Genomic DNA, 24715 nt, shown 5'->3' on the forward strand with positions numbered 1-24715 from the left:
TTTATTAATGGTTATTAAATTTAGGTTTACTTAGACCTAACTTTTTATGCTCTGTTTGTATTAATCTTTGCATATCAGCACTTATTATATTAGGTTTCTTATTAGTTGTTTTTGATGGTTGATGAGTTTGTTCTATAAATGAAATAAACTCTGTTAATACACTCCGATAATGAGCTAAAGAACGACCAAATAAGAGTACACTTTGTTTTTTTTGTGTATCACTCTTTGGTAATGAAAGAAGAATATTTTTGATATCAGTTAAAGAATTATCTAAACGTTTTATACTTTTGTTTATTTGATAATAATCATCTTCATTAATAAAATAATGAGGAGGATTTATCCATTTCTCTTTTAAATGAATTAAATGTTTATTAATTGATTCGGCTAAAATATTCATTTTTTCAGTAGCTTCATCAATAGGGATAGCAACGAATTGGTTAAATTGCGCTGAACTGAAAGAATATTGGATATCCGGTGTAAATGATAGTTGGTTATGTTTGAAGCTTTCTGCTGGCACTGAGGCTAATCCCATAGAAATTAAAGTAACAAGTTTGGGTAAGTTCTTGTGATATTGGAGAGTTTTCATTATGCCTTATCCTCCAGAAGTTATTTTACATTTTAACCTGTTAGTATGTTTTTTGAAATCAAAAACAAGAAACAAACATTGAAATAAGTCTTAAAAATAGATTTATAACTATTAAATAATATGTTTATTAATAAGATTAGGTGTTAAGTAAGAGATCCTATATATGGTATTTACCTATCCCCAAACCCAGTAAATTCATCTTGATAATTATAAATACCTGGTGGTAATACAAGTTGTTTAGCGACATCAGCTGCAACTGCTTTACCTTTTAGGCGCTCAATAATTTTAAGTGCGAAATCTATAGTGGTAGCAGGGGCTTGGCTAGTAATCAGATTGACTCTTTCGTCAAAGTAAACCCGATAATCAACCCATTTTTTAGGTTCGATTTTATCTTTTAAGCCGGGGAAACCTGTCATATTGCCTATTGGAAAGAGGTTATGAGACTCTAAGATGATCGCAGGAGCTGCGCAAATAGCGGCAACTAGTCTATTTTCACTGTGCATGCGGCGTACTTTTTCAACCACAAGAGGACTATCTCGTAAGGTTTCTGCACCTATTAATCCTCCGGGTAAAATAATGGCATCATAATGGTGATCAACAACACGAACTAATGGGACATCAGCAATTAATTTGATCCCTCGTGAGCAGGTGATCACTAAGTCATCAACATCATCTTCAGCACTAGCAAGTATGACCTTAATTCCAGCTCTAACGAGTAAATCAGCGGTGGTAACAACCTCTGTTTCTTCACTACCATTAGCTAGACAGATGAGTGCGGATATGGTCATAATTGCCTTCCTTCTGTTTTATAAATTGAAAAAGTCGCTTATTTTCGGGTAACACGAGTCCTTGCTCTGATGCCCTACGTAATAGATAGCCTGTAATATAATCGATTTCGGTATGGCGTTGATATTTCACATCTTGATACATAGATGAGTAATTATTAGCAGTTTGCTCTATGGTATCGATAATATAACCATGTAAATGTGATCTAGAGGTAGGTATAACACCTTCTCGCTCCATTACCTGATAAACTTCATCACAGACTTTCTGGATATGCTCAGGGTATTTTAATAAATCACCATTGCGACATTGATAAAACACCGTTAAAGGGTTGATAACACAATTTACGGCTAATTTTAGCCAGCTAATAGTATGAATATCATTGTGCCAAGCTACATCCGGTAAAGCTTGATGTAAAATTTCAGCTAAATAACCGTATTGACGTGCTGTTGTATTTAGTGGGCCAATGTGGGTGATCCCTTCTGCTGTATGGAGCACTTTTTGATCTTGTTGATAAGCACCATGAGTTATTATACCTTGTAATATCGCTCTTTTAGTCGGTGTTTCAGGTAGGGTGAGTTCATCTAGTGTTCCCATACCATTATGGATCAGTAAAATCGGGCAATCAGCAGAGAGGTGAGGGATAAGTGCATTAACCGCGTCTGAAACTTGCCAAGACTTTAAGCAAACAAGCAGTAACTCACTGTGTTGTAGCCATGTTTTTTGGTTGGCTATAATGCGTTGTTGAAATGGGATACCATTAATGGAGTCAACGTTAACGTCAAAATCAGGTTGAGGTATTCTTAACCATCCTTGTACTTCATGGGCTTGTTGCGTTAATCCTGCAATCCAAAGTTTACCAATTGAACCACATCCTAATACGGTTATTTTCATCATTTTTCTCCTGCTAAATGGTAAACAGGCGCTCCATATTATTCATCTAACATTAACCTAATATTATTAACAGTTCGGTAATTTTATCAATGCAAATTGAGAGCTATATCAAATTATAACATCGTTTATCTTCACTTGCTGAAGCTATCTCTGCTTTGTTATATGGAAAGTCAAGAGTAATGACATGAGTATGGCTTTTTTGCTGAGTGAAAAACAGCTATTATTCAGGTTGTTTTTATTTATTGAGGAAGAACGAATGCCATCTTTTGATATCGTATCTGAAGTTGACTTACATGAAGTGCGCAATGCGGTAGAGAACGCACAACGTGAACTGACTACTCGTTGGGATTTTCGTAATGTTGAAGCAAGTTTTGAATTAAACGAAAAAACTGAGTCAGTAAAAACAACTAGTGTATCTGAATTTCAGGTGCAGCAGTTATTAGATATTCTGCGTGAGAAAATGGCAAAAAGAGGGATTGATGGTGCTGTTTTAAATATCCCTGAAGAGATGACTCACAGCGGAAAAACATACAGTGTAGAAGCGACCTTAAAACAAGGTATTGATACTCCTTTAGCGAAAAAAATCGTTAAAATGATCAAAGACAGCAAATTAAAAGTACAAGCACAGATCCAAGGTGAGCAAGTACGAGTAACAGGTAAATCACGTGATGATTTGCAAGCTGTGATGAAATTAGTTAGAGAGGGTGAATTAGGTCAGCCTTTCCAATTTACCAATTTTCGTGATTAATGACGAAAGTATAAAAAAATGCGCTGTTTGGTTTATTCAGCGCATTTACAGGGTATATGAGGTTTAAACGCCGAGCACTAACGATTCTAATGTCGCTCTTGGTGTCTGCTTGGTATCCACTTTAATATAAGCACTTTGTTCGTGTGCCATAATTACCACTTCATTAACACCAGGTTGTTGCTTAAATTTCTGCTCTAATTGTTGTTGTTGAGCATTTGATAAATGTGCCGGCAATTCTATACGTAAGCTACTAACATAAGGTGGTTGACGTAATGTTAAGCTAATGGCAAACCAAACTAAGCCAATCAATAAACATCCAGCAAAGACTGCTTGAGCATCGTAATGTTGGTAGAGCCATCCACCTAAAATACCACCTAATGCTACACCTAGAAATTGGCTGGTGGAATAAATCCCCATTGCCGTGCCTTTATAACCTGCCGGTGCTTCTTTACTAATTAATGAAGGTAGCAGTGCCTCCATAATATTAAAACCAATAAAGAATATCTGAATACCTAAAATAATTAGCCACAAGCTGGTTCCTGAAATCATAAAAATAGCTTGAGCAATAATCAGCAGAAAGATACACAGTAAGAACACTTGTTTCATTTTACGTTTTTTTTCTGCATAGATAATAAAGGGTAATACTGAAATAAAGGCAATCAGCATAGTGACTAGATAGACAACCCAATGTTTCTCATTAACTAATCCGGCATTATGCATGATCAAAGGAAGTGCGACAAAAGCGGCCATCAATAAAGTGTGTAGTGAAAAAATCCCGACATTAAGCTTTAATAATTGCGCATCAAATAAAACTTTTTTGACACTTCCTCGTACAAAACTTGATTCTCGATTAAGTATATGATGTTCGCTATTCGGTACGGTAATGAGGGTGATCATAATCCCGCCGAAAGCGAGTAGGGCAATGCCCCAAAATAGACCTTGTAAGCCAAAAATATGTGTGAGTATTGGCCCTAAAACAAGGGCTAAGGCAAACGTAATACCAAAGCTAATGCCAATAAAGGCCATTGCTTTGGTTCTATTTTGTTCGCGGGTCAGATCAGATAACAGAGCCATCACTGCGGCAGATATAGCTCCAGCACCTTGTAATGCTCGCCCGATGATAATGCCATAAATGCTGTCACTTAAAGCAGCAATAAGGCTACCAACAATAAAAATAATTAAGCCGAAAACAATCATTGATTTTCGGCCAAATTTGTCTGAGAAAAATCCAAAAGGAATTTGGAAGATTGCTTGAGTTAATCCATAAATACCAATAGCTAATCCAATTAGCGATTCTGTCGCATGTTGTAGTTGCAGTCCGTAGGTGGTTAAAACGGGAAGTACCATAAACATGCCAAGCATGCGAAGAGAGAAAACAGCTCCTAGTCCCCATGTCGCTTTGCGCTCTAATGGAGTCATTTTATTATCATTCATGGATTACCTCGTATTACTGATACCTCATTGTAATAGTATTTTGTCACGAGGTTAATCAATAAATGGGATACAAAAAAAGACGAAATTGTACTGATAAGGCTGAATGTGGCATTTAAACTAAAAATGCCAGTCATGATTGACTGGCATTAGCATTTTTTGCAATTGAAATTACATTATCTCAGATAAGCGAGAACCGTTTCTGTTGAACTGGTGGGATCAACAGACATCATTACACTTAATGATGTAATGGCAATGATAGAAAATATAAATAATTTTCTTGCCCACACTTTATCATTGGTTGCTTTATAACCAGATAATGCCATGCCCAACCACCAGATACTGACTGCAGAGGCAACAATCAGGTATTTATACCCTGCATATCCCACTAAAGTCAGCATCAGCGTTGCAACCATAAAGGCCAGAATATAGAGAATAATATGGCGCTTAGCGACTGAGATCCCTTTAATAACAGGTAATACGGGGATATTGGCTGCTTGGTAGTCTTTAAAACGGAAAATCGCAATGGCATAAGAGTGAGGCATTTGCCACAAACTAAAGATAAGTAATAAAATTGCTGCACCCGCATCAAATTCACCGCTAACAGCACAGTAGCCGATAACCGGTGGTGCAGAGCCTGATAAACTACCGATCAGTGTGCCATAAACAGATTTACGTTTCATATAGAGGCTATAAACCCCAACATAAATAATAAAGCCGAATACAGCGATAAACATTGCAAGTGGGTTGGCTGCTACATAGAGCAGCACAACACCTGCAATACCTAATACTGAGGCATAAATAAGGCTAATTTGCGGGTCGATTAATCCTTGAACTAATGGACGATTCTTCGTTCTTTCCATGATACGGTCAATATCACGGTCAATATAGTTGTTAAAAACACAACCAGAAGCAACGACCAGAGACACCCCAAGTAGAGTCGCGAAAAATAGGGGGTAGTCAATCTCGCCTTTTGAGGCGAGAAGGAAACCACCTATCACAGAAATTAAATTTCCGAAAATAATTCCTGGTTTGGTGACTTGTAGGTATTGCTTAATCATAGCGACAACTCTTAATCCATCATCATATTGATGTTCAGGTTGTACATAATCCACAGTGAGCCAATCACAACAATGCCGATAATCAACAAGGTGAATAGGAATGCGATAACGTTCCAGCGCTCTTCTGAGGACGTGTTCATATGTAAGAAACAGACTAAATGAACAACAATCTGTACGACGGCCATACCAACGACTGTCCATAAGATAGTTGAGGTTGTAGCTGTTCCTTCCATCACCATCCAAAATGGGATCACGGTGAGGATAACGGACAGAATAAAGCCAATCAGATAGGACTTCATGCTGCCGTGGCTTGCGCCTGAAGGAGAAGTATTTGGATGACTCATTACATCGCTCCCATCAGATAAACTACGGTGAACACACAGATCCAGACAACATCAAGGAAGTGCCAGAACAGGCTTAAGCAACTTAAACGGGTGCGATTAACATCAGTTAAACCACGGCGTGATACTTGGATCATCATAATAATAATCCAAACTAATCCCGCTGTTACGTGCAGACCGTGTGTTGATACTAAGGCAAAGAATGCCGATAAGAATGCACTGCGATCTGGGCCATAACCTTCAGCGATAAGTTCATGGAACTCATACACTTCCATTACCACGAAGCCTAAACCGAATAAGAAGGTAACGAATAGCCACAGATTGACTTGGCTAACACTACCTTTATTCATGCTAAGCATGGCGAAACCAAAAGTGATACTACTAAACAGTAGTAAGAAGGTTTCAACTAAAACAAAAGGCAGGCTAAAGATTTCTTTACCAGAAGGACCATCAGCAATCCCGTTAACAAGCACCGCATAAGTGGCGAATAAGCTGGCAAACAGGATAAGGTCGCTCATTAGATAGATCCAGAAGCCGAAAACTTTCGTCGCTCCTGCATCGTGGTGCCCATGATGCTCATGGGCGTTTGCGTTATTTAAAGTTTGAGTTGACATTATTTCACACCTGCTTTTTTCAGTTCTTCATAATGCTTATTCTCGATGGCTTCAATTTCAGGTACTTGGACATAGTAATCAACATCTGTATCGAAGCTTTTCGCGATCCAAGTGACTATCATTCCTGCGAACCCAACAATAGCTAACCACCAGATATGCCAGATCATGGCAAAGCCAAACACTAAGCTAAATGCAGAGATAATGACGCCTGCTGCGGTATTTTTTGGCATATGGATAGGTTCATATTTTGCAGGGCGCTGATAAGCAGTACCTTTTTCTTTCTGATCCCACCACTCATCACGAGCTTTCACTTGCGGTTCAACGGCAAAGTTATAGAAAGGTGCAGGAGAAGAAATTGACCATTCCAGAGTACGTCCACCCCATGGATCACCTGTTAAATCACGGTTTAAGTGGCGGTCGCGGATACTGACGTAAATTTGGATAACTTGGCAAACAATACCAAGAGCAATCAGAGCGGCACCACCAGCAGCAACCATCAGCATTGGGTGGAATTCTGGGTTGATATTTTGGCTTAAACGGCGAGTCATACCCATAAAGCCAAGGATATACAGTGGCATAAAGGCCATAAAGAAACCGATAAACCAGAACCAGAATGCGCGGATACCCCATTTTTCATTAAGCGTGAAGCCAAATGCTTTAGGGAACCAGTAAGTCATACCAGCAAAACAACCGAACACCACACCACCGATAATGACGTTGTGGAAGTGAGCGATTAAGAACAAGCTGTTATGTAATACAAAGTTTGCGCCAGGAACCGCTAATAGTACCCCAGTCATCCCCCCTACTGAGAAGGTGACTAAGAAACCGATTGTCCATAGCATAGGGCTTTTATACTCGATACGGCCCTGATACATGGTAAACAGCCAGTTAAAGATTTTAACCCCTGTGGGTATAGCGATGATCATGGTGGCTATACCGAAGAAGGCATTAACGTTGGCACCTGAGCCCATGGTAAAGAAGTGGTGTAACCAAACGATAAATGATAAGACGGTGATAACAACGGTCGCACCGACTAAAGAGGTATAACCGAATAGACGTTTTTTAGAGAACGTCGCGGTAACTTCAGAGAACACACCAAAGACTGGCAGAATAAGAATATAAACTTCTGGATGACCCCAAGCCCAAACAAGGTTGATGTACATCATCATGTTACCGCCCATATCATTGGTAAAGAAGTGTGTACCAAGATAGCGGTCTAACGTCAGTAGTGTGATAGTGACGGTTAAAATTGGGAATGCAGCGATAATCAGTACGTTAGTACATAATGCAGCCCATGAGAACACTGGCATTTTCATCATTGTCATGCCTGGTGCACGCATACGCAGGATAGTGGCGAAGAAGTTAACCCCCGTTAGAAGCGTACCAATACCGGATATCTGTAAACTCCATATCCAATAGTCGACCCCGACCCCAGGATTGTACTCCAAGCCCGAAAGTGGTGGGTAAGCTAACCAACCTGTTTGAGCGAATTCACCAATACCTAAAGAGATATTGATAAGCAGTACACCGACGACAAAGAACCAGAAACTCAGTGAGTTTAGGAATGGGAATGCCACATCACGCGCACCAATTTGTAAAGGTACAACAAGGTTCATCAGACCGACAACGAAAGGTGTTGCCATGAAGAAAATCATGATAACGCCGTGTGCGGTAAAAATCTGATCGTAGTGATGAGGTGGTAAGAAACCAGCTTCACCCGCTGAGGCGAGTGCCTGTTGGCTTCTCATCATAATGGCATCGGCAAAGCCACGGAACATCATGACCATTGCAACGATGATATACATAATACCAATTTTTTTATGGTCAACACTGGTTAACCATTCGCTCCATAGCCATTTCCACTTACGGAAATAGGTTAAAGCGCCAACAACAGCAAGACCGCCAAGAATGATGCCGATTAGGGTTACGACAACAATGGGTTCTTGTAGCGGGATTGCATCGAGAGTTAATTTTCCGAACATGCCTTTATTCCTCTGCTCCTGCATGTGCCGCGTGGCTCATGTTCATATTCATTGTTGCATCAGAGTGTTCAGTCTGATTGCTACCGGTGTGAGCGCCATGACCTGTATGACCAAATTTAGAGATGGTCTCTTGGAATAACATCGGCTTCACGCTTGAATAGTAGGTCACTGGATTTTTCTGGCTTGGTTTAGCAAGTTCATCAAATGCAGCGGTGGTATTTAACGTATCTGATGACTGTTTTACTTTTGCAACCCATGCATCAAAGCCTGCACGATCAGGTGTCGCAATGGCGGTAAACTTCATGTCAGAGAAACCGTGTCCGCTATAACTTGCTGACATACCTTGGTATTCACCTGGTTCATTAGCAATTAAGTGAAGTTTGGTTTGCATTCCAGCCATGGCATAGATTTGTCCACCTAAGCGCGGGATAAAGAATGAGTTCATGACAGAATCAGAGGTAATTTTGAAATTAACAGGAACATTGGTTGGGAAAGCCAGTTCGTTAACGGTTGCAATACCTTGTTCTGGATAGATAAACAACCATTTCCAGTCCATTGAAACCACTTCAATGGTAACCGGTTTCTCATCTGAAACTAGTGGTTTATAGGGATCAAGTTCATGGGTTGTTTTCCATGTGATGGTTGCCAATATCACGATAATGATAATCGGCACGGTCCATACGACAGGCTCAATTTTATTTGAGTGAGCCCAATTAGGGCGATAAGTTGCTTTAGTATTGGATTCACGGTAGCGATAAGCGAAAACAATCACCATCAGAATTACCGGTATCACAACAATCAACATTAAACCAAGCGCAATGAGGATTAATGTTTTTTGCTCAGCGCCGATAGCGCCTTTGGGATTCATTAACGCCATATCGCAACCACTTAAAAGAACAGCGGCTGCTAATAGCGAGAGTGTCCCAATACTTTTTATGTATTTCATAAGTCTCATCCAACGACCCAAATGATAAAGGTTCTATTGTTGTTTCATCAGTATCAGTAAGGACATTTTACGGTAAGGTTGCGACAGTGTAAACAATTGTAATGGTAAGTAAGTGATTGGTTAGTCTTTTGTGTTAATGTGATCACAAGTAATTAAACTATTAAATAAATGTTAATTTAATTATTGTGAATTAACTATAATTTCATAAAGTAGCATGTTTTTAAAATAAATACATATTTTTACAAAAAAAATTACAGCAAAAAGTGTAAGAAAACGTTTTTTGTTTAAAAAGTAAACACAATACAGATCTGAGGAGTATTAGAAAGCAAATTTCGTTTTATCTTGATGTTTCGTATCTTTATTTAATCGCTATATGATTTTTTATATCGCAGATTGATTGTTTGTTGAATATTTCTATTATAGAAGAAATTTTTTTATTAACTGCTAAAAATGACAAACAGCGAATAAAAAGTGATTCGCTGTCACAAAAATTAACAATTAGCCATCAGAAGTTATATTTTAAGCTATAGATCACACCATCTTGTAAAAAGTTTTCTCCTAACTTTTTATAAGCATAGCGGTATTGAATACCTGTAGTAATGGAAGCGGTGGGGTGCCACCAAATAGCGACAGCTCCATTAAAGCCATTTTTTCCGCCATTGCCATAACGTTTATTACGATCAAACTCCATCTCATGCCAATTTGTGATGCTAAATTTTTGATTTACCAGGTTAAAATCGTAACCGGCAACCCAACCAACCACATAGCCATTATTTCCTGAATAATAAGTTTGATCGACATAATGTAAAGCTATAAAAGGTTTAAACCAGATATCTGCTAATTGTGTGTTATACCCAATACCATAAAGTGTATTAACCTCATGGAAATTACCGCCATATTCTTTTCCGGGCAGTGACCAAGTACCATATACATGGCCATAAAGGTTTAATCCACTGTCAGCTAAATAAATACGGCTAGTTCCTTTGACGGTATAGCGCTGATTATCGCCGGGCTGTGTTTGTCGATTATTAAAAGGATTTTCTAAGTCAAAAAAGCCATAAAACTCACCCCATGAAAAGTGGGCTCCCCCTTCAAGTTCTAAATAAGCAAAATCATCTTTATGGGAAGTTTGGCCTGTTTTATGGGTGGTATGTGTCGTCCAGTCAAGATAATTGATACTGATATTAGCAAATCCACCGAGATAATTAGCCTGTGCAGGTAAAGTGCATGTTGTTGTAATAAACAATAAAATTGATTTTCTTATCATAATATATAATTAGTTTTTCTGTTGTATTGTTTGTGGTGTGAATTATTCTCACTGTTTGTTTTGATACTATAATTTATAAAGTGTTTTTTTTATAGTGTTTTGTATCTAAAATATGATCACATTCTAGAATATTGATCTGGATTTTCTTTATCGGAAGTTTAGTATTGATTAGTTTATTTTTATTATTTTGGTATGTTAATGAAAAGAATATAGAGTGGGAGAAGAAAAATAATGATGGCAATAAGTTTTAATTAACAGAAATGACGAAGGTGAGGCGAAATATCTCACGACACCATAAAAAAGGGATAGTATCATGGCAGATAACTGTTTTTTTCTTATTAATTCGGAATTTTATTGTGACCTCATTTGCTGATCTTCATGCACTTCCTGCTGAGCAACTTACTAATCTTAATGAGCTTGGCTATTTAACGATGACTCCCGTCCAAGAAGCGTCTTTACCTGCTATTCTTGCCGGGAAAGATGTTCGAGCCCAAGCAAAAACCGGAAGTGGTAAAACAGCAGCTTTTGGCTTAGGTTTATTGCAACGTATTGATGCAAAACAATTTAATACTCAATCATTAGTATTATGTCCAACACGAGAATTAGCTGACCAAGTCGCTAATGAGTTACGTCGACTGGCTCGTTTTCTGCCTAACATTAAAATTCTGACTCTGTGTGGTGGTGTGCCTTTTAGCATTCAACGGGATTCATTAATTCATGCTGCTCATATTATTGTCGCGACTCCGGGGCGTTTGTTAGATCATTTAAACAAGCAGACTGTCACACTTGCTGATGTAAAAACATTGGTACTTGATGAAGCAGATAGAATGCTGGATATGGGATTTTTTGATGATATTAGCGACATCATTTCTCAAATGTCGACACAACGTCAAACTTTGCTCTTTTCTGCAACTTGGCCGGATGAAATCGCTAAAATTAGTCGAAAAATTCAACAAGATCCTGTCACTATTGAGATTAATTCACCGGATGAATTGCCAGCGGTTGAACAACAATTTTATGAGATCTCCCGTTATGGCAAATTGGGATTATTACAAAAGCTTTTGAGTCATCATCAACCTAATTCTTGTGTGGTATTTTGTAATACCAAAAGAGATTGCCAAGATGTGTATGAAGCTTTGACCGAAAGCAACCAAAGTGTCCTTGCGTTACATGGCGATATGGAGCAAAAAGAGCGCGACCAAACATTGATCCGTTTTGCTAATGGTAGCTGTCGAGTGTTAGTCGCCACAGATGTCGCTGCGCGAGGTTTAGATATCAAAGCGCTAGAAATGGTGATTAATTATGAATTATCACACGATCCGGAAGTTCATATACATCGAATTGGACGAACAGCCAGAGCGGGAGAAAGTGGTTTAGCGATTAGTTTTTGCGCACCAGAAGAGATCCCTCGCGCCAATGCTCTGGAAGAAATGTTGAATATAAAACTGAATTGGCAATCAGCCCCTTCAGGTTTATCAATCACACCATTGGTTGCGACAATGGCAACACTATGTATTGATGGCGGTAAAAAAGCAAAAATGCGTCCAGGGGACATCCTTGGTGCATTAACTGGAGATTTAGGGTTTAGTGGAGAAGATATTGGTAAGATAAATATCCATCCAACTCATGCCTATGTAGCGGTAAAACAGTCCATTGCTAAACAGGTATGGAAAAGCCTTCAACAAGGTAAAATTAAAGGTAAATCAGTAAAAGTCAGACTGTTTAGATAATTTGTTATATCACCTATCATTTTCTGTTTGAGCATAAAGAGATAACATAGAAAAAGGACAGCCTAGGCTGTCCTTGAATAGATAATAGATTGAGGCAACTTAATTAGCCGTTTTTTTCAGTGCCAAGTAATCTAAAATAGTCCCGATAATTAAGCTAACGGCGCCAATAATGACACCATATAAGAAGAGTGTAGAAGTAAGCTCGCTTAATAATTCACTATTAATAGATTGTATAAAATCAACTGACTGAAACATCTCTAAATTTGGTAGCGAATTAATAATAAGTAATATTAAGCTACACAAAAATAGTAATACGGCAAAGAGTAAACCATAAATCGCTAAACGGTATTGTTTAATAAATAATGTTCGTTGTAAGAATTCGCCAGTTTTTTGCGTATAAGTGAGTGTATTTTTAGCGATCATCAGCAAAAGAATACCGGGAACAGAGGCAACAATAGAGAACAGATAGAACGCTTCCCAGCCATGGGATTCTACATACCAGCCTGCAACAGGACCGACATAGACTCGGCCGATAGCCGCTAAGGCGGAAAGAAGGGCAAATTGTGTTGCTGAAAAAGATTGATGGCATAGTGTCATTAGTAGAGCAACGAAAGCCGCCGTTCCCATACCACCACAAATATTTTCGAAAGCGATTACCGCTCCCATGCTATAAATATTTTGCTCAGAGATAGCTAAATACCAATAGCCGATATTTGACCCCCCTTGCAAAATACCAAAGATCATCAGCGCTTTGAATAAAGTCCAACGGCGCATTAATAAACCGCCTAATAAGGCTCCGACAATGGTTGCTGCCAATCCAAGCGTTTTATTGACTAATCCCACTTCACCTGCATCAAATCCGGCGCCACGAATAAGGAATGTGGTACTTAAGCTTAACGCAAAGGCATCTCCCATTTTGTATAGCACAATAAGTAGTAAAATTAACCATGCATTATTACGAGAGAAAAACTCATATAAAGGCTCTATAACGGCTTCATAGAGTGTACGTGGAGGTTTGACGGCGGTTTCTGGCTCCTGAGCTAATAGCGTGGCGATAATACCAATGCCCATTAAGGCAGCCATTAGCCAGTACATGTTTTGCCAGCCAATATATTTATCTGCAAGCCATAGCGCCATACCCCCAGAAACCAGCATCGCTATTCGATAGCCCAGCACAGAGACTGCTGCACCTGTGCCTCGTTCATCGGCTTTTAGGATATCGGTTTTATAGGCATCAAAGACGATGTCTTGTGAGGCAGAACAGAAAGCGACGATGACGGCTAACGAGGCTAACCACCATAAATGATGGCTAGGGTTTAAAAAGCCCATACCCGCAATACCTAACACAAGACCGATTTGTGTTAATAACATCCATCCTCGGCGGCGGCCTAAGAATGAAGGTGTATAGCGATCCATAAACGGCGACCAGAGGAATTTAAACACGTAAGCTTGGCCAACCAATGAGAAAAAACCAATCGTTTTTAAATCGATATTTTCTACTGTCATCCATGCTTGTAAGGTTCCTGCTGTTAATGCAAGGGGTAAGCCCGAAGTGAAACCAAGTAACAGTAAAATAAAAGATTTATACCAAGTGGTCTGTTTAAAGGCGGCTTGAAGCATGCAAAATTCCTTTTAACGGCTTGTTTCTTGCTATCTTTACAAGCCGTTTTTTATTAATTAACGAGCGTTAGATTTGATGTATTGGCTGACAGAAGGATCTTTTGCCATATCACTGACAAGCTCAGATAAAACATTATTAATCGCTGCCGCTATTTTATCATTGGATGCGCCAAATGGGCCTTGTACATTGTAGCTAGTACGATAGGTTTTGGTGTTTGTACTGCCATTAGGCATGCTGACAACAACGGAAATATCTGCTTTAGCACTAATATTATGGCGTAGACTTCCTTCACTAATATCTGCGTTCAGTTTATTTATCACCACAATTACGTCAGCTGCGGCTGGAGAGCCAAAAGTATAGCCACGTGCCATCATCTGTTTTTGAACGATTTCTTGCATTAGAAAAGCTAAATCACGTGTAGGTACTAAAACCTCTAACTTACCATTACGACTCATTTCCGCTAAGTTTTTCGAAGGTCGTTTATCTTGGCTGGTGATACTAAGTGTAATTGGGTGCATAGTTGGATCTGATGGTGGTACAGACATCACTGGCTCAATCGATAATTTATTGCTTGGTGTTGCACATCCTGCTAGCAGTGTCAGCGCAAACACGGCACAAAGTAAATTTTTTATCATGATAGTGTCTCGATTAAGTAATTCTGCCGTTTTCTCAGCAGATAAGGGTGGCTATTTTGCCTATCATACCACTGCAAAAGCGTAGCTAATATCCCTTTAATGAACGAAATTATCTGATTTTTATCAATACGTTTTATTGTGATAAGAACAGATTTATAACTCACGCCATTTCTCTTGTTAAGGTGAGCATTTTACTCAAGAGAAAAAATAAGCGATTATCATAGGTAATGTTTAAGACAAGAAAGCCATTTATCTGTATTACGAAAAGTTATTTATTCACTTAACTAACAGATAACTTCTTTTTTTGATTGTTATGTTATAAGGACTGAGATGATCCGTGATGATATTGAGAATAAGCTGATTTCACGCTTTTCTCCCCATTTTTTGCAAGTCATTAACGAAAGCCATCGTCATAATGTACCTGCAGGCTCGGAGAGCCATTTTAAAGTCGTTATTGTGAGTGACTTATTTAATGATAAACGCAGTGTGTCACGTCATCGTGATGTTTATCAAACGTTATCTCATGAATTAGATAATGGCGTTCATGCTTTAGCTCTGCACACTTTTACCTTGAGCGAGTGGAATGAACAACAAGATAAAGCATTACACTCTCCAGGATGTCGTGGTGGAAGCCAGCAAGATTAATAAGAAGATTGTTAATCGTGAGTAAATGATGACTAAGATGCGTATTTTTTGTTCTTTATGGGGCTAAAAAGCAGTGTTAACCTTGTTTTTATGAAAAAATTGAGGAATAAAACGGCTCTTTCTCGACTCAACCCCTCTAGATCGTTATAATGTCGCGTCTAATTTTCAGTAAGGTTTCGGGATGCTTCTGATATCAGGGATCCTCGTTTTTTTAAATGTGGCGGCCCCGGTTCTGAAAGGAGTATTAAGTCTAATACTACTTGCCGTAGATTAGCTTCCTTTAAAGTAGACCGAGCACTAAAACTTATTTTGAGGTAACAAGATGCAAGTTTCTGTTGAAACGACTCAAGGCCTAGGGCGTCGTGTCACAATCACCGTACCAGCCGCTGATATCCAAAAAGCTGTAGACAGCGAACTGAAAAAAGCTGCTAAAACTGTTCGCATTGATGGTTTCCGTAAAGGACACGTACCAATGTCTATGGTTAAACAACGTTACGGTATGTCTGTTCTGAATGATGTTCTGGGTGATCTGATGCAGCGTAATTTCATCAACGCTATCATCGAAAACAAAGTTAACCCAGTAGGTGCACCTGATTACAAACCAGAGCAATACAAAGAAGGTGAAGACTTTGTATACTCTGTAGAATTCGAAGTTTTCCCAGAAATCGAACTGAAAGATCTGGAAAGCATTGAAGTGGTAAAACCTATCGTGACAGTTAAAGACGAAGACGTTGATAACATGCTAGAAACTCTGCGTAAACAACAAGCCGAGTGGAAAGATAAAGAAGGTGAAGTTGCGGCAGAAGATCGTGTAACTGTTGATTTTAATGGTTCTATTGACGGTGAAGAATTTGAAGGCGGAAAAGCTGAAGATTTCGTACTGGCAATGGGTCAAGGTCGTATGATCCCAGGTTTCGAAGAAGGTCTTATCGGTCATAAAGCAGGTGAAGAATTCACTATCGATGTGACTTTCCCAGAAGATTACCACGCTGAAAACTTAAAAGGTAAAAAAGCACAATTTGCTATCAACCTGAAAAAAGTGGAAGAGCGTGAACTGCCAGAATTAACTGAAGAGTTCATCAAACGCTTCGGTATTGCAGATGGTTCAGTTGATGGTTTACGTGCCGAAGTACGTAAAAACATGGAACGTGAGCTGAAAAATGCGATCCGTACACGTGTTAAATCACAAGTTATCGATGGCTTAGTGAAAGCTAACGAAGTTGACGTACCTGCAGCTGCGGTAGATAGCGAAATTGAAGTTCTGCAACGTCAAGCAGCACAACGTTTCGGTGGTGATGAAAAACAAGCTCTGCAATTACCACGTGAATTGTTCGAAGAACAAGCAAAACGTCGTGTTATCGTTGGATTACTGTTAGGTGAAGTGATCAATAGTAATGAACTGAAAGCAGAAGACGAGCGTGTGAAAGCGTTGATCGACGAAATGGCTTCAGCTTATGAAGATCCATCAGAAGTTGTTGAGTTCTACAATAAGAACGAACAACTGATGAATAACATCCGTAATTTAGCATTAGAAGAGCAAGCGGTAGAAAAAATCTTAGCAACTGCTAAAGTAACGGAAAAAGAAACTAACTTCACTGAACTAATGAATGAAGTTCAGATGGGTTAATTTTTAACCGCGATATCGGTTTTAAGCAAAAACCCGTGGTAAAAACCACGGGTTTTTTTCAGTTTGTGTATATTTATCAAATTTTGTCTTGAAATTTGAGCGATTATCTCCAGATAATTCTATAGTCATTTTATCACTCCTCGCGAGGCGCCTTGAATGTCTTGTGAGAGATTGGATCATTTGCAATGGTCATGATCAATTATCTCAAGTAAAATTGTTGTCATTGGCACCAATAAGAATGCAATAGGAGACAGATATGTCATTTAACGACACCCAGGAACAATTCGCACCTAATATGGCTTTGGTGCCGATGGTTATAGAGCAGACTTCACGAGGTGAGCGCTCTTACGATATTTATTCACGTTTATTAAAAGAACGTATCATTTTCCTGACTGGCCAAGTTGAAGATCATATGGCCAATCTCATTGTTGCTCAGATGTTGTTTTTAGAAGCTGAGAACCCAGAAAAAGATATTAACCTGTACATTAATTCACCGGGTGGTGTGATCACTGCAGGTATGTCGATTTATGACACAATGCAATATATCAAAGCGGATGTTAGCACTATTTGTATGGGACAAGCTTGTTCAATGGGTGCATTTTTATTATCTGCAGGTGCAAAAGGTAAACGTATTTGTCTACCTAACTCACGTGTCATGATCCACCAACCTTTAGGTGGATACCAAGGCCAAGCGACAGATATTCAAATCCACGCTCAAGAAATTTTGAAAGTGAAATCGCGTATGAATGAGTTAATGGCTCAACATACGGGGAAATCTATTGAAGAAATAGAAAGAGATACTGAGCGTGATCGTTTCTTATCCGCTAACGAAGCGTTAGAATATGGTTTAGTTGATAAAGTTTATACACAACGCAGCTAGTCATATTCCGTTGTAATAGCTATGGAGTTAACAGGTTTTCTTTGTTATAGATTGATATAAAGAAAGCTGCTATTAATCTCTAGATAAAAAAGTCTTTCTTCCTCTTATTCGCTGATAAGAGGAATAACTAAGTGAGGTTAACTGATGACAGATAAGCGCAAAGATAGCTCTGGGAAGCTTCTGTATTGCTCTTTCTGCGGTAAAAGCCAGCATGAAGTAAAGAAATTAATCGCTGGCCCGTCGGTTTATATTTGTGATGAATGTGTCGACCTTTGTGTTGATATTATTCGTGAAGAAATAAAAGAATTAGCACCTCATCATGAACGCAGTGAATTGCCAACGCCACATGAAATCCGTAAACATCTTGATGATTATGTTATCGGTCAGGAGCTGGCGAAAAAAGTATTGGCAGTTGCCGTTTATAATCACTATAAACGTCTGCGTAATGGCGATAAAGCCGATGGTGTTGAGCTAGGGAAAAGTAATATCCTGCTGATTGGCCCGACAGGTAGTGGTAAAACATTATTAGCAGAAACGTTAGCACGTTATCTTGATGTACCTTTTACCATGGCCGATGCGACAGCGCTAACAGAAGCGGGCTATGTAGGGGAAGATGTTGAAAACATCATTCAAAAACTACTACAAAAATGCGATTACGATGTGCAAAAAGCACAACGTGGTATTGTTTATATTGATGAAATTGACAAAATCACTCGTAAATCTGAAAACCCATCAATTACACGTGATGTTTCTGGCGAAGGTGTACAGCAAGCATTATTGAAATTAGTTGAAGGGACAGTAGCTTCTGTACCTCCTCAAGGCGGGCGTAAACATCCACAGCAAGAATTCTTACAAGTAGATACTTCGAAGATCCTCTTTATTTGTGGTGGTGCTTTTGCCGGACTGGATAAAGTAGTTGCGCAACGTCTAAATACCCATTCAGGTATTGGTTTTGGTGCAGAAGTGAAAAGCCAAAATGAGAAAGCGAGTGAAGGGGAGTTATTAGCGCAAGTTGAACCAGAAGATCTGATTAAATTTGGTCTGATCCCTGAATTTATTGGTCGTTTGCCTGTTGTTGCAACATTAGGTGAGCTCAATGAAGATGCGTTAATTCAAATTCTGCAAGAGCCTAAAAATGCCCTGACTAAACAGTATCAAGCATTGTTTAAATTAGAAGGTGTAGATTTAGAGTTCCGTAAAGATGCGTTAACCGCGATTGCTAAAAAAGCTATGTCGCGTAAGACAGGGGCGCGTGGTTTACGTTCCATTGTAGAAGCTGCATTACTTGATACAATGTACGATCTTCCTTCATTTGAAAATGCAGAGAAAGTGGTCATTGATGAAAATGTAATCAATGGGAAATCTGAACCGCTGATTATATATAGTCAACCTGAAAATCAGGCATCGGGTGAATAATATAGCGAAAATCAGCAATACCTCTTGTCTGATATTATCTATTTTCTCCCTTTTAGGGCAAAAAAATAGGATAACGCGTGCCAACGCAATAAAAATGAGGGAATTTTCCCTCATTTTGTTTTTTTAATAGGGAATGCTATTGAATGTCGGAAAACTGCCCTTATATATTTTGACAATCCGTAGAATTAATTTTATTTGGTGAGATGCGAATAAAATTACCTGTAAAAGCGTTAAGCTAAAAACGAAGAGAGAGCTCTATGAATCCTGAGCGTCCAGAACGTATTGAAATACCTGTATTGCCATTACGTGATGTCGTTGTATATCCACATATGGTGATCCCGTTGTTTGTTGGTCGTGAAAAATCTATTCATTGCTTAGAAGCTGCGATGAACGACAACAAACAAATTATGCTGGTTGCGCAGAAAGATGCATCTACTGACGAACCAGGTGTTAATGATCTTTTTTCTGTGGGGACAGTGGCTTCTGTTTTACAGATGCTGAAACTGCCTGACGGAACCGTAAAAGTGCTTGTTGAAGGTATTCGCCGCGCAAAAATTACCACATTATCTGATAATGGTGAGTATTTCCAAGCTAAAGCGGAATATCTAGACACGCCCGTTGTTGATGAGCGTGAACAAGAGGTACTAAATCGCACGGCGATCAATCAGTTTGAAGGTTATATCAAGCTGAATAAAAAAATTCCGCCAGAGGTATTAGCCTCATTGCATGCGATTGAAGAATCTGCGAAGTTAGCTGATACCATTGCTTCGCATATGCCTTTGAAATTAAAAGATAAGCAAGCTGTGCTTGAAATGTCTGATGTAACAGAACGCCTAGAGTATTTAATGGCGATGATGGAATCAGAAATCGATCTGCTACAAGTTGAAAAACGCATTCGTAACCGCGTTAAAAAGCAGATGGAAAAAAGCCAGCGTGAGTACTACCTCAATGAGCAGATGAAAGCGATCCAAAAAGAATTAGGTGAGATGGATGATGCACCTGATGAAATGGAGTCGTTAAAACGCAAAATTGAAGCGGCGAAAATGCCCAAAGAGGCGAGAGAAAAGACAGAAGCTGAACTTCAGAAATTAAAAATGATGTCGCCAATGTCTGCTGAGGCAACAGTAGTCCGTAGCTATATTGATTGGATGGTACAAGTTCCTTGGAATAGCCGTAGCAAAGTGAAAAAAGACTTAGTGAAAGCGCAGGAAGTACTTGATACGGATCATTATGGCTTAGAACGTGTGAAAGAGCGTATTCTTGAATATCTCGCGGTTCAGTCTCGTGTCAGCAAAATTAAAGGGCCAATCCTGTGTTTGGTAGGGCCTCCTGGGGTAGGTAAAACGTCGCTAGGTCAATCTATCGCGAAAGCGACAGGGCGTAAATATGTGCGTATGGCATTAGGTGGGGTACGTGATGAAGCTGAAATCCGTGGTCACCGTCGTACTTACATTGGGTCGATGCCTGGTAAGTTAATCCAAAAAATGGCCAAAGTTGGCGTTAAAAACCCGCTATTTTTATTAGATGAAATCGACAAGATGTCATCAGATATGCGCGGTGATCCAGCTTCAGCACTATTAGAGGTGTTAGATCCAGAACAAAATATCGCCTTTAATGACCACTATCTTGAAGTGGACTACGACTTATCCGATGTTATGTTTGTGGCGACATCTAACTCCATGAACATTCCGGCGCCATTACTCGATCGTATGGAAGTGATCCGCTTATCGGGTTATACCGAAGATGAAAAACTCAACATTGCAAAACAGCATCTGTTACCAAAACAGATTGAACGTAATGCACTGAAAGAGAATGAGCTAACAATCCACGATAGCGCGATTATGGGCATTATTCGCTATTATACGCGTGAAGCGGGTGTACGTAGCTTAGAGCGTGAAATTTCTAAATTATGTCGTAAAGCGGTTAAACAACTGCTGATGGATAGTACTATCAAGCATATTGAAATCGATGAAAATAATCTGAAAGATTATTTAGGTGTACGTAAAGTCGATTATGGTCGTGCTGATACAGAAAATCGTATTGGTATGGTAACAGGGCTTGCTTGGACAGAAGTTGGTGGTGACCTACTGACGATTGAAACGGCAAGTGTACCGGGTAAAGGTAAACTGACCTTCACTGGCTCGTTAGGTGAAGTTATGCAAGAGTCGATTCAAGCAGCGATGACTGTGGTTCGTGCTCGAGCTGACAAACTGGGCATTAATGGCGACTTCTATGAAAAACGTGATATTCATGTACACGTACCAGAAGGCGCGACGCCAAAAGATGGTCCAAGTGCGGGTATTGCAATGTGTACCGCGTTGGTTTCCAGTTTAACGGGTAATCCAGTTCGTTCAGATGTTGCAATGACGGGAGAAATTACCTTACGTGGTCAAGTATTGCCAATCGGTGGATTAAAAGAAAAGTTACTTGCGGCACATCGTGGCGGAATTAAGACAGTTCTTATCCCTGATGAAAATAAACGTGATTTAGAAGAAATTCCTGAAAACATTGTTGCTGATCTGGATATTCACCCAGTGAAAACAATTGAGGAAGTTTTAACGTTAGCCCTAGAGAAATCGCCATTTGGCATCGAAGTAGTGACTAACAAATAACACTAAATCGTGATGTGAATCATAATATTTCACTAAAAAAAAGGCTGGATAAGCAATAAAAGCTTGCCAGTCTTTTTTTGTGTCGTTAATTTAATGGGGTTTATTAATTAATAGTCCTGTTTTATCAGTCTTGCTATATATAAAAAGGCTTGATATAACGACGTTTGCAAAATTTGCCATTAATGGTAAAAAATAACGCATAAATTATGGGGATGAAAAGCGTGAATAAAACTCAACTGATCGACAAAATTGCTGCGAATGCAGATATCACTAAAGCGGCAGCGGGTCGTGTTGTAGATGCAATGGTAGCTTCAATCACTGAATCTTTACAAAAAGGTGATGACGTTGCATTAGTGGGCTTCGGTACATTTACCGTACGTGATCGCGCAGCACGTACTGGCCGTAATCCACAAACAGGTAAAGAAATTCAAATTGCTGCGGCCAAAGTGCCTGCATTCCGTGCGGGTAAAGGTCTAAAAGACGCAGTAAATCAATAATTGAGTAAATCGTTTTTCTGCCTAATGTGTTATTGGGTTGACGTTATGGATAAACAGAAAACGAATCGATTAAGAAATAAAGCGCATCTTTAAAGGATGCGCTTTTCTTTTTTACCACAGAAAAGGGGATTAAACCGAGTATTCTCTGGTGATAAGACGTGAAACTAAAGTAGTCATTTGATAGAATAGCGCGTTGTTCTATAACTGAAATAGACAACATGAAAGCATCTCATGGTTAGCTAAAGACTTAACTGACCAATGAGTCAATTAGAGCTGTTTATTTTGTATCTGTAAGATGTGTGTTAAGACTCAAATTTTATACGGGATTGGCTATTTCTAAGGATTGTCGCGTGTTGCGACATTTTGATATTAAGCCAGCGATGAGCATGTTAAATTAGCTGTGCTCAAAATAGTCGTGTAACACCAATAAAAAATAATTTTTTCACCAAACGGAGCCTAGTCTCGTTATGATGGACAACATTCGTTCAACTGCTAATAATCCTTTTATTAAGATACTATTAGCTGTGATCATCCTCTCTTTCGTCCTAACTGGTGTGGGCGGATATCTCTTTAGTTCTGGTGTTAATGATGCCGCTGAAGTTAACGGTTATAAAATAAGTCGTGCTCAGTTAGAGCAAGCTTATCAACAACGCCGAGCACAACTACAAAAAGACATGGGTGACAATTTTGCTTCCCTAGCATCATCAGATGAGGGACAAAAAATGATCCGCCAACAAGCATTGAATGTGCTGATTAACCAAGCTTTGCTGGATCAATTTGCTCAAGAGTTAGGTATTTCTGCTGGCGACCAGCAAATCAGAGACGCGATTTTTGCGCTACCTTATTTCCAAACTGATGGTAAATTTGATAACAAGAAATACGTTGAGTTATTAACGGCGAATAATATTGACGCTGATGCCTTTGCTGAAGGAATTCGTCAAAATCTGATTAATCAACAATTACGTTATTCTATTCAAGGCACTGACTTTGCTTTAGAGAGCGAAGTTAAAGACTTTGCCGGCTTAATGCTACAAAGTCGTAATGTGCGTCTCGCTTCATTAGATATTCAGCCATTCCTTGAAAAAGAGACAGTATCAGATGAAGAATTAAAAGCCTTTTATGACCAAAATACCTCTATGTTTATCGCTCCAGCACAAGTTAAAGTGAGCTATATTCAGTTAGAAGCCCAAAAAGATTTAAGCAACATCACTATTTCAGATGATGAAGTTAAAGCTTATTACGATAGTAATATCAGTGAATTTACTGTTCCCGGACAAAAAAAATACAGTCTACTTGTCTTAGCAGATGAAACCGCTGCGAAAGAAGCTGAAGATGCGTTGAAAAATGGCGCTGACTTCGTCACCTTAGTAAAAGAAAAATCCATTGATACTTTTTCTGCTAAACAAGATGGTTCATTAGGCTGGATCACTATTGGTCAAGAGCTACCAGAATTAGCAAATGCGAGTTTGACTGAGAAGGGGCAAATTTCACAGCCAGTTAAAATCAGCAACGGTTATGCTATTTTCCGTCTTGATGATATTAAACCTTCGGTGGTAAAACCTTTTGATGACATTAAAGCTGACTTATTAGTAAAAATGCGTGAAAACAAAGCCATTGATGATTTCTTCGCATTGCAGCAAAAAGTGAGTCAAGCCGCTTCAAATGATAACGACACGCTAGCGACAGCAGCAAAAGCAGGGAACGTCACTGTAATCAATACAGATTGGTTTGATGAAAACAATGTACCAGCAGCCTTGAATAACGAAAAGTTAACACAGCTTATCTTTGGTGGTTCACTGGTTGATGACAATGGCCCTACAGGCATGAACTCAGATATGGTTACCCTTGGTAATGATAGTGCTTATATTGTTCGTGTCGAAGGATATAAACCTGCATCAACCCAACCATTAGATAAAGTACGTGACAAGGTTATTACACTGGTCAAACAGCAAAAAGCTTCTCAAGCGATGAATGCGCAAGCTCAGAAACTCCTTGCAGCCTTAAAAGAAGGTAAAGGAGAGGCGGCATTGAAAGAAGCAAATATCTCGTTTGGTGAGGTAGAAAGCGTGGTTCATTCATCAGCCACAGATCCGATACAAAGTGCTATTTTTGCTATGCCAAAACCAGCAGAAGGTAAAAAAGAGTACGGTATGTCTAATGTACCGGGTTCAAAAGTGGTCTTAATCCAACTAGATAGTGTCACTGATGGTAAGCCAACGGCAGAACAGCTTGAATTTATGACTAATCTCTATCGCGCCCAAATGGGAGAAGAAGCTTTACAACTTATGCTCAGCGATTTAAGAGAAAAAGCAAAAATCGAGATTTTTGATAAAGATTATCAATAAACTATCTTAGATTGATTGAATAAAAACCCAGTTTCGACTGGGTTTTTTTATGGC

At 39.1% G+C, this 24715-nt stretch carries 21 protein-coding genes; 9 read left to right on the forward strand and 12 right to left on the reverse strand.

The features are described 5' to 3' along the window. Positions 1-4: 4 nt before the first annotated feature. The 3 genes from ACYUCW_RS09005 to panE form a co-directional block, all read right to left on the reverse strand. Entirely contained in the window at positions 5-586 is a 582-nt protein-coding gene (locus ACYUCW_RS09005; RefSeq protein WP_004245114.1) for a hypothetical protein, read from the reverse strand. A gap of 170 nt (positions 587-756) precedes the next feature. Further along, entirely contained in the window at positions 757-1374 is a 618-nt protein-coding gene (gene yajL / locus ACYUCW_RS09010) for a protein deglycase YajL (protein ID WP_004252560.1), read from the reverse strand. Beyond that, positions 1343-2263: a 2-dehydropantoate 2-reductase gene (gene panE / locus ACYUCW_RS09015; protein WP_004247218.1), complete on the reverse strand. Its 921-nt coding sequence runs from the start codon at positions 2261-2263 to the stop codon at positions 1343-1345. The genes yajL and panE overlap by 32 nt, the downstream gene beginning before the upstream one ends. Positions 2264-2519: 256 nt before the next feature. Here panE and ACYUCW_RS09020 point away from each other — a divergent pair, with 256 nt between their 5' ends. After that, positions 2520-3011, forward strand: a complete 492-nt coding sequence (locus tag ACYUCW_RS09020; protein ID WP_004245110.1) for a YajQ family cyclic di-GMP-binding protein — start codon at positions 2520-2522, stop codon at positions 3009-3011. A gap of 63 nt (positions 3012-3074) precedes the next feature. Here the strand turns inward: ACYUCW_RS09020 and ACYUCW_RS09025 are convergent, their stop codons facing one another. From ACYUCW_RS09025 to ACYUCW_RS09055, 7 genes are all read right to left on the reverse strand, one after another. Beyond that, the gene (locus ACYUCW_RS09025) at positions 3075-4445 is read right to left on the reverse strand and encodes an MFS transporter (RefSeq protein ID WP_036919778.1); all 1371 of its coding nucleotides are present in this window, start codon (positions 4443-4445) and stop codon (positions 3075-3077) included. 173 nt (positions 4446-4618) lie between these two features. Next, on the reverse strand, positions 4619-5503 hold the full coding sequence (gene cyoE, locus ACYUCW_RS09030) for a heme o synthase (protein WP_004247221.1): 885 nt from the start codon (positions 5501-5503) through the stop codon (positions 4619-4621). 11 nt (positions 5504-5514) lie between these two features. Continuing rightward, positions 5515-5847 (reverse strand): cytochrome o ubiquinol oxidase subunit IV, encoded by a 333-nt coding sequence (locus ACYUCW_RS09035; RefSeq protein ID WP_004245105.1) that lies wholly within the window; start codon positions 5845-5847, stop codon positions 5515-5517. Then, positions 5847-6458: a cytochrome o ubiquinol oxidase subunit III gene (locus ACYUCW_RS09040; protein WP_004245104.1), complete on the reverse strand. Its 612-nt coding sequence runs from the start codon at positions 6456-6458 to the stop codon at positions 5847-5849. The genes ACYUCW_RS09035 and ACYUCW_RS09040 overlap by 1 nt, the downstream gene beginning before the upstream one ends. Continuing rightward, the gene (gene cyoB, locus ACYUCW_RS09045) at positions 6458-8440 is read right to left on the reverse strand and encodes a cytochrome o ubiquinol oxidase subunit I (RefSeq protein WP_004247222.1); all 1983 of its coding nucleotides are present in this window, start codon (positions 8438-8440) and stop codon (positions 6458-6460) included. Before cyoB ends, ACYUCW_RS09040 begins: the two co-directional genes overlap by 1 nt. 4 nt (positions 8441-8444) lie before the next feature. Continuing rightward, positions 8445-9395 carry a cytochrome o ubiquinol oxidase subunit II gene (gene cyoA, locus ACYUCW_RS09050; RefSeq protein WP_460408421.1) on the reverse strand — a complete coding sequence of 317 codons (951 nt, stop codon included), beginning with the start codon at positions 9393-9395 and terminating at the stop codon, positions 8445-8447. Between the two features lie 496 nt (positions 9396-9891). Further along, positions 9892-10653, reverse strand: a complete 762-nt coding sequence (locus ACYUCW_RS09055) for a nucleoside-specific channel-forming Tsx family protein (RefSeq protein WP_004247224.1) — start codon at positions 10651-10653, stop codon at positions 9892-9894. A gap of 356 nt (positions 10654-11009) precedes the next feature. On the opposite strand from ACYUCW_RS09055, the gene dbpA reads away from it, so the two are divergent. Next, on the forward strand, positions 11010-12383 hold the full coding sequence (dbpA, locus tag ACYUCW_RS09060; protein WP_004247225.1) for an ATP-dependent RNA helicase DbpA: 1374 nt from the start codon (positions 11010-11012) through the stop codon (positions 12381-12383). Positions 12384-12482: 99 nt separating this feature from the next. Here the strand turns inward: dbpA and ampG are convergent, their stop codons facing one another. Both ampG and ACYUCW_RS09070 read right to left on the reverse strand, forming a co-directional pair. Further along, positions 12483-14003, reverse strand: a complete 1521-nt coding sequence (ampG, locus tag ACYUCW_RS09065; protein ID WP_036919780.1) for a muropeptide MFS transporter AmpG — start codon at positions 14001-14003, stop codon at positions 12483-12485. 57 nt (positions 14004-14060) lie between these two features. Then, positions 14061-14639 carry a YajG family lipoprotein gene (locus ACYUCW_RS09070; RefSeq protein ID WP_460408423.1) on the reverse strand — a complete coding sequence of 193 codons (579 nt, stop codon included), beginning with the start codon at positions 14637-14639 and terminating at the stop codon, positions 14061-14063. A 330-nt stretch (positions 14640-14969) separates the two neighbouring features. Here ACYUCW_RS09070 and bolA point away from each other — a divergent pair, with 330 nt between their 5' ends. The 7 genes from bolA to ppiD all read left to right on the forward strand — a co-directional run bounded on the left by bolA (position 14970) and on the right by ppiD (position 24661). Further along, positions 14970-15284 carry a transcriptional regulator BolA gene (gene bolA, locus ACYUCW_RS09075; RefSeq protein WP_004247228.1) on the forward strand — a complete coding sequence of 105 codons (315 nt, stop codon included), beginning with the start codon at positions 14970-14972 and terminating at the stop codon, positions 15282-15284. A gap of 322 nt (positions 15285-15606) precedes the next feature. Next, positions 15607-16911 carry a trigger factor gene (tig, locus tag ACYUCW_RS09080; protein WP_004245089.1) on the forward strand — a complete coding sequence of 435 codons (1305 nt, stop codon included), beginning with the start codon at positions 15607-15609 and terminating at the stop codon, positions 16909-16911. 256 nt (positions 16912-17167) lie between these two features. Continuing rightward, on the forward strand, positions 17168-17791 hold the full coding sequence (gene clpP, locus ACYUCW_RS09085) for an ATP-dependent Clp endopeptidase proteolytic subunit ClpP (RefSeq protein ID WP_004245088.1): 624 nt from the start codon (positions 17168-17170) through the stop codon (positions 17789-17791). A gap of 144 nt (positions 17792-17935) precedes the next feature. Next, the gene (gene clpX, locus ACYUCW_RS09090) at positions 17936-19207 is read left to right on the forward strand and encodes an ATP-dependent protease ATP-binding subunit ClpX (RefSeq protein ID WP_460408427.1); all 1272 of its coding nucleotides are present in this window, start codon (positions 17936-17938) and stop codon (positions 19205-19207) included. Between the two features lie 257 nt (positions 19208-19464). Next, a complete protein-coding gene (gene lon / locus ACYUCW_RS09095) occupies positions 19465-21819 on the forward strand; it encodes an endopeptidase La (RefSeq protein ID WP_004245086.1) in 2355 nt (784 codons plus the stop codon). Positions 21820-22040: 221 nt separating this feature from the next. After that, on the forward strand, positions 22041-22316 hold the full coding sequence (gene hupB, locus ACYUCW_RS09100; RefSeq protein WP_004247229.1) for a nucleoid-associated protein HU-beta: 276 nt from the start codon (positions 22041-22043) through the stop codon (positions 22314-22316). A 467-nt stretch (positions 22317-22783) separates the two neighbouring features. Next, the gene (gene ppiD / locus ACYUCW_RS09105; protein WP_004247230.1) at positions 22784-24661 is read left to right on the forward strand and encodes a peptidylprolyl isomerase; all 1878 of its coding nucleotides are present in this window, start codon (positions 22784-22786) and stop codon (positions 24659-24661) included. Positions 24662-24715 lie beyond the last annotated feature (54 nt).

The sequence above is a fragment of the Proteus sp. MB838 genome (genome assembly GCF_054767435.1).

Coding starts and splice junctions, on each gene's coding strand:
- ACYUCW_RS09005 (WP_004245114.1), bottom strand. CDS start 586: ATGAAAACTCTCCAATATCACAAGAACTTACCCAAACTTGTTACTTTA.
- yajL (WP_004252560.1), bottom strand. CDS start 1,374: ATGACCATATCCGCACTCATCTGTCTAGCTAATGGTAGTGAAGAAACA.
- panE (WP_004247218.1), bottom strand. CDS start 2,263: ATGAAAATAACCGTATTAGGATGTGGTTCAATTGGTAAACTTTGGATT.
- ACYUCW_RS09020 (WP_004245110.1), top strand. CDS start 2,520: ATGCCATCTTTTGATATCGTATCTGAAGTTGACTTACATGAAGTGCGC.
- ACYUCW_RS09025 (WP_036919778.1), bottom strand. CDS start 4,445: ATGAATGATAATAAAATGACTCCATTAGAGCGCAAAGCGACATGGGGA.
- cyoE (WP_004247221.1), bottom strand. CDS start 5,503: ATGATTAAGCAATACCTACAAGTCACCAAACCAGGAATTATTTTCGGA.
- ACYUCW_RS09035 (WP_004245105.1), bottom strand. CDS start 5,847: ATGAGTCATCCAAATACTTCTCCTTCAGGCGCAAGCCACGGCAGCATG.
- ACYUCW_RS09040 (WP_004245104.1), bottom strand. CDS start 6,458: ATGTCAACTCAAACTTTAAATAACGCAAACGCCCATGAGCATCATGGG.
- cyoB (WP_004247222.1), bottom strand. CDS start 8,440: ATGTTCGGAAAATTAACTCTCGATGCAATCCCGCTACAAGAACCCATT.
- cyoA (WP_460408421.1), bottom strand. CDS start 9,395: ATGAGACTTATGAAATACATAAAAAGTATTGGGACACTCTCGCTATTA.
- ACYUCW_RS09055 (WP_004247224.1), bottom strand. CDS start 10,653: ATGATAAGAAAATCAATTTTATTGTTTATTACAACAACATGCACTTTA.
- ampG (WP_036919780.1), bottom strand. CDS start 14,003: ATGCTTCAAGCCGCCTTTAAACAGACCACTTGGTATAAATCTTTTATT.
- ACYUCW_RS09070 (WP_460408423.1), bottom strand. CDS start 14,639: ATGATAAAAAATTTACTTTGTGCCGTGTTTGCGCTGACACTGCTAGCA.
- bolA (WP_004247228.1), top strand. CDS start 14,970: ATGATCCGTGATGATATTGAGAATAAGCTGATTTCACGCTTTTCTCCC.
- tig (WP_004245089.1), top strand. CDS start 15,607: ATGCAAGTTTCTGTTGAAACGACTCAAGGCCTAGGGCGTCGTGTCACA.
- clpP (WP_004245088.1), top strand. CDS start 17,168: ATGTCATTTAACGACACCCAGGAACAATTCGCACCTAATATGGCTTTG.
- clpX (WP_460408427.1), top strand. CDS start 17,936: ATGACAGATAAGCGCAAAGATAGCTCTGGGAAGCTTCTGTATTGCTCT.
- lon (WP_004245086.1), top strand. CDS start 19,465: ATGAATCCTGAGCGTCCAGAACGTATTGAAATACCTGTATTGCCATTA.
- ppiD (WP_004247230.1), top strand. CDS start 22,784: ATGATGGACAACATTCGTTCAACTGCTAATAATCCTTTTATTAAGATA.